Raw genomic sequence first — 5,302 nt, forward strand, 5'->3', positions numbered from 1 at the left:
GCCTCATTATCGGTGCAACCGTATTCTATCGAGCTATATCTGCGGGTGTTGATCTTGACGCTTATGAGGTCGAAGAAGTCGCCGTTACCCAACAGGATAAACCAGAGGGGCAGTAAACGCACTCACTTGTTAATGGTACCCTACACAAAATCTTTGATCGTCTCGTCGAACTTGAATATCTCCAGAATTCCGTAATTGCGCTGAGAGATATTGATTCCATATTCGGGTTTGCTGGTCTGACCAGGTTTGTCATAATTCCTGTCCACAAAAACATCGTTCGGAACTTCCCAAGCTTGCGACGGGATTAAGAAGATGTCGGGGAGTTTGCCGTGTTCAAATATCAGCAGTGTCAGGTACAAGTTCTTGTTGCTGATGTCGAACTTGCTTTTCGGCGTAAACACATATCCCTTGCCCCGTAGGGACTTGACCTGGATCTCGCAGAACCGTCCTTTTCTGTCTCTAACAATGAAGTCAACACCATGGTCATCGACTTCTGGTGTATAGACCTTCAGCCCATATGAAGCAAATTCCATTTTGGCGAAGTATTCGGCGTATCTACCCAATTGGAGAGGGGACAGATCATTCCAGTTCGTGTTCGGCATAAGCGCACCTCGGTTGTCAGATTGCTGGTGGGTGGTAAGACTCCCTGACCGCCTGCTATATGGCTTCCGCATAGACCCAGTCATCCCTGCCCACCCTATAACTCGTTCCGTGTCTTCGTCCATTTTATGATCAATTATGTCGTTGAGATCCTTTATTTCATGTGCTATGACAATCGGATTAGTAATCTGCCTTTCCGTTTATCTTGCTCTTGTTCCTTGCATTGATGAACACCAAGAACAACGTAAATCATTTGATGAAGATGATGACCCCTCTTCGACTATCCTTGACCCGATCCTCCCTCAAACAGAGCTGAGACCCCATCACTGGAGCCTCGGTATAAGAAACATGGGAGCTGTTTATGAACAGGCGGGAAGTACGTTGATCCACACGGCGACGAGACACCTCTACGTCTTGTTCCAGAAATTCTTGCTCCCTCGCCAGTTATGACACGGGGATAGGACGATTTTCGATTACCTCTACGCAGTTGGTATCCAGGTCAAAGATGAATGCCTTATCGAATTCGCCATCATTGAAGATTTGTGCCGATTCTTCCAAGAGAATCATCGTTTTGCCATCCCGATATTTTACTCGTTCTGCCAACCTCTCTTGGACTCGGTGAGGTCGTTTTTTATAAAGGAATTTCAAAATTTCCCTTTGGCTTCTTACGTAACCATCAACACCGCGTTTGAACAGATCGATGAGGAAAATCCCATCACCAATCTCAATGGTTCCGCTAAATGGTGTCCATTCTATATGGTCATAGATATCTCTGGCATAATGAATATCCGCATGTTCAATCATGTCTAAAACCTTGGATCGTCGTTCTGGGTATTCATTCTCATACGGCTTCCATGTGCAACCTATTACCGTTCCCTCGTGCCGAAATCCAATGAAAATCGAAATCTCTTTGGTCAATTCATTCATTCCTCCTTTTTTGTTTGATCCCAATCTATCACGGTGTCAAGATTTGGTCAGCCGTTTTTATGTCGGACGGCGTTCGAGGTCGGAGAACGGTGAGGGCAGAAGATTGGGTAGAGTTGAATAGGGTTCAAGAAATGTATCCAAAAATGTTTTAGATTATGGATACATAAACGTTTCCATTTTCATAAACGGGTTTGTTTGTGTTTTTGGAATATGATTTGTATTTTTTCCTCGAAATCCACCGACCGAAACCCTTGACCGAATTCGGTTGATCCACTCTCCACCATCTGCTATGCTCCAGTTGCAAGGCTCCTCCCCATGCGTCACGGAGAGGTTAAACCGAGAATATGGCGCACAGGTGCGTTTCAACAGGGTGGCGGAATCCCGCTTTTTTGATATAGGGGATTGACGAACGGTGAATAGGTACTTCTTTGCCATCCTTCCTGGGGAGAGGTGATAGGCAATGCGGGAGACGAATATTTTACGGACTAAATGGATGAAGGAAGCGCAGGGCAAAAGGCTAACAGATAGGGCATGAGGTTGAAACGGCGTAGGACTCCTTTCTGACATCCGCTTTTGCTGTGAACAACGGAAAATTTTCAGGATTGATGGAATCAATCCGTCGGATATCATCAAAGTCTCTTGATGCTTGGAACATAACCGCATTGCTTAATCCCGTATGATATGCTAAAACGAAAAGCTGTATCACGGCCACCTGACTCAAAAATGCTACGACGACGCCCATTGGGGACAGATGAGTGGGGGATAGTATGGACAGACAATGTGGGGCTTGCGGTGAACCACTTGTAAATGTGTGGGTGAATTCTGGTTCAGGAACGATCATTTTGGAGGAATCGAAGAAGGGTGGACCTTTCACTAAGAGAAAGTCTTCGGCTGTTGATGCTTACCTTTGTCCGAAGTGCGGACGTGTTGAACTTTTTGCACAAAATCCAAAGGTTTTTATGGATGCAAACCATCACGATGGACAGGCTTGAACGATTGAGTAAACAGTGAAATGAATTCCACAGAAGCGCATTGGACAAACCGCATGCGCGTTAAGGGCGTGGCATGACCCATGTGACCTATGCGTTTGTCGGCAGTGATCCAGCTTTAATGCGGACACGTTGGGCAGATCGTCATCAGGCATTTTATAGGTTCGCCACCATGTTGCAGTTCCAAGGCGAATGAAGAGGCCCAAAGGGATTGGAGGGTGATGGCCGATGCTACTGCAAGGCGTAGTGAGTACGACAGAAGTTGTATCGAATTTTGATGATTTTATCGATGCGGTAGTTGGTGGCAAGCCACAGGCTGTAAAACGGGATGGAGATGTCATCATCGCCTTATCTCTGGATCAGATGCGGGAGTTACTAACCACCTATCCACTCAAATACGAATACGAGGTTGATGAAGATGGACGCTTCGCTGGCTCTATTTGCGAAATCGAGTCTATTGTGGCGGATGGTGCGACGGTGGAAGAGTTGCGATTGAATCTGGCGAATCAACTGATTGAATATGCGAACGACTACTTGAGCGATTTCTCTCGGTATTTTAACGCACCTAATACTCGACCCCATTTTCCATACGTCGTCCGCGTTTCGCTCGAAGACGATGTGGCATCGGTTGCATCTTTGTTGCATGGCGATGACCAGGGGGACGGGGAAAAACAGGGCGAAGGAGACAGTTTACTGAGGAGTGTGGTGGATTACGTCGAGAAGAACAAGGCGCGCCACTTCGGAAAAGTTATCGAGGATAACAACGCTATCTTGAAAGCGCAGGAGGACAAAAACTGAGGTGGTTCAAAAAAGAAGAGGTTGTGTAAATGTATACATTTAAGTTTAAAGTTTCGTAAACATTTTCGTTTGTTGTTCTGGAATTTGATTTGTTTCCTCTGAAACTATCACCTCCTTGACCCTCAATAACTTGCTTTTTCCCAGTCGGGAAGCGCCTGAGGATGCGGTAGATATGACGGGGTAAAGATCAGGAAAATTGATGATACGGGCTCATAGGTATTCGACAAATGTAAACATTTATGGTTCAGGTTAATGAAACATTTCGTGCCCCATTTCAGATTACATTTACCTTTTAACAAAGGTTCAGTTCTTATTGTTGGTGTCTTCAAGCCTCGCTTCAATCATAGTTTTCATTTCTTGAGGGTTTTCCACACCGACAACGATGACTTTATACAGACGATCCCCGATGTAGTAATCGTTCAACGTGAGTGAAATAACCTTGTCAGGATGTTCATAAGACAGGAAGTACCAATCCTCTCCGTGCCAGAAGTGTCCTTCCTGAATATCTCCGATGGAAGTACCACCTAACCGAATGAGCGATTGTAAGTTCGGTGCGACGGTCTCCACTCTTGCAATGAACTTGTACGGAATCACGATTTTGCGCTTAAACGACGCGATACTCGTCAAGACCGATAAACGAATCGTCAGTGTATCTTCGCCAAGTTCGATTGTACGAGGCATGGAATCACTCCATTTTTGGTTTGATCCCAATTTATCACGATGCCACGATTTGGTCAGCCGAAAAAATGTCGGACGGTGTTCGAGGGCGGAGAGCGGTAAGGGCAGAAGATGGGGTTGAACTGAACAGGGTTAATGAAGTGTATACATAAATGTCGCAAGTTATGGATACATAAACGTTTCCATTTTCATAAACCGTTTTGTTTGTGTCTTTGGAACCTGATACGAATTCCGTCCCTTGAAATCCTCCGCCCGAACCCCTTTCTTTCATCCCACCCATATGCTATGCTCCAGTTGCAAGGCTCCCTGCGTACCACGGAGAGTTTAAACCGAGAATATGGTGCACAGGCGCGAGATAGAGACCAGGAGAAAAAGGGATGGAGGTTTTTTCGCTCTCTTGGAAAATCTCTACCACTTTATAAAAAGCCGTGTGACCTACCACCGTTAAGCGTAGGAACCCAGGTTGAATCATCTGGGAGCAATAGAAGCGGAGATCCCCTGCCGTTGGATTGAAGTGGGGCTGAAAAAAGATTTGTGCGAGGGTGGCGAGATGCCGCCTTTTTTGTCATATCAGGGGACTATGAGCAGGGAGTAGGCGTTTCTTTGCCCGCCTTCCCTGGGAAAAGGGGATAAATCCATGTATGAAAAGCGAATAGCAGGGGAAGTTGTGAAGCTCCTCACTGCCAATGAACTCTATGGATTTTTTGATAAGCCTGAAGATAATGGTGACTTCGTTTTGGACTTGAAAGCGGCAAGAGAAGAACGGACGGAGGAGATTCTGAGGAATAACTGGATGAAAGAGCGAGAAGAGCAGGATTAAAGGCAGAATACACGGGTGTAGGGATTGAACGGGGCAGAGCCGAACATCTATAGCGAATATTCAAGTTGGGTGCATTATAGATGCTGGGAGCGAACTGACATGGCGAACCAAGTGAAAGAAAGTGTAGAACGAGTACAGAACAGGTTGTTGGAACTGGGGTACACGAATAAGGTGGTGGAATTACCCGACCGCACGCGAACCGATCAGGATGCCGCAGATGCCATTGGCTGTGAAGTGGCTCAGATTGCGAAGTCCGTCATCTTCCGTTCGAAGAACTCCGACAGCCCCTCAATAGTGGTTGCCAGTGGGGTCAATCGCGTCAATGAGAAATCTCTTTCTAATCAGCTAAATGACAAACTGATGAAAGCTGATGCGGATTTCGTTCGTGAACGCACAGGATTCGTCATAGGCGGAGTTCCGCCGCTCGGTAACAAGGAGACCATCACCACCATTATTGACGAAGACCTCTTTCAGTACAACACCATCTGGG

Annotated in this window: 6 protein-coding genes; 3 read left to right on the forward strand and 3 right to left on the reverse strand. The window is 46.2% G+C overall.

Annotated elements, in window-relative coordinates; genetic code table 11:
* Window positions 1-140: 140 nt before the first annotated feature.
* Both AAC01S_RS17975 and AAC01S_RS17980 read right to left on the reverse strand, forming a co-directional pair.
* A complete protein-coding gene (locus AAC01S_RS17975; RefSeq protein ID WP_174520862.1) occupies window positions 141-602 on the reverse strand; it encodes a DUF4365 domain-containing protein in 462 nt (153 codons plus the stop codon).
* Window positions 603-1,044: 442 nt separating this feature from the next.
* Complete coding sequence (locus AAC01S_RS17980; RefSeq protein ID WP_067625746.1) at window positions 1,045-1,518, reverse strand: hypothetical protein; 474 nt, start codon at window positions 1,516-1,518, stop codon at window positions 1,045-1,047.
* Window positions 1,519-2,744: 1,226 nt separating this feature from the next.
* Here AAC01S_RS17980 and AAC01S_RS17985 point away from each other — a divergent pair.
* Complete coding sequence (locus AAC01S_RS17985; protein WP_083511958.1) at window positions 2,745-3,314, forward strand: RelB antitoxin-like protein; 570 nt, start codon at window positions 2,745-2,747, stop codon at window positions 3,312-3,314.
* Window positions 3,315-3,617: 303 nt separating this feature from the next.
* Here the strand turns inward: AAC01S_RS17985 and AAC01S_RS17990 are convergent, their stop codons facing one another.
* Window positions 3,618-3,995 (reverse strand): hypothetical protein, encoded by a 378-nt coding sequence (locus AAC01S_RS17990; protein WP_067625749.1) that lies wholly within the window; start codon window positions 3,993-3,995, stop codon window positions 3,618-3,620.
* Window positions 3,996-4,629: 634 nt separating this feature from the next.
* On the opposite strand from AAC01S_RS17990, the gene AAC01S_RS17995 reads away from it, so the two are divergent.
* Entirely contained in the window at window positions 4,630-4,812 is a 183-nt protein-coding gene (locus tag AAC01S_RS17995) for a hypothetical protein (protein WP_067621149.1), read from the forward strand.
* 99 nt (window positions 4,813-4,911) lie between these two features.
* A partial coding sequence (locus tag AAC01S_RS18000; RefSeq protein WP_067625752.1) for a YbaK/EbsC family protein occupies window positions 4,912-5,302 on the forward strand: 391 nt, incomplete at its 3' end.

The organism is Alicyclobacillus acidiphilus NBRC 100859 (assembly GCF_001544355.1).
Lineage (GTDB): Bacteria > Bacillota > Bacilli > Alicyclobacillales > Alicyclobacillaceae > Alicyclobacillus > Alicyclobacillus acidiphilus.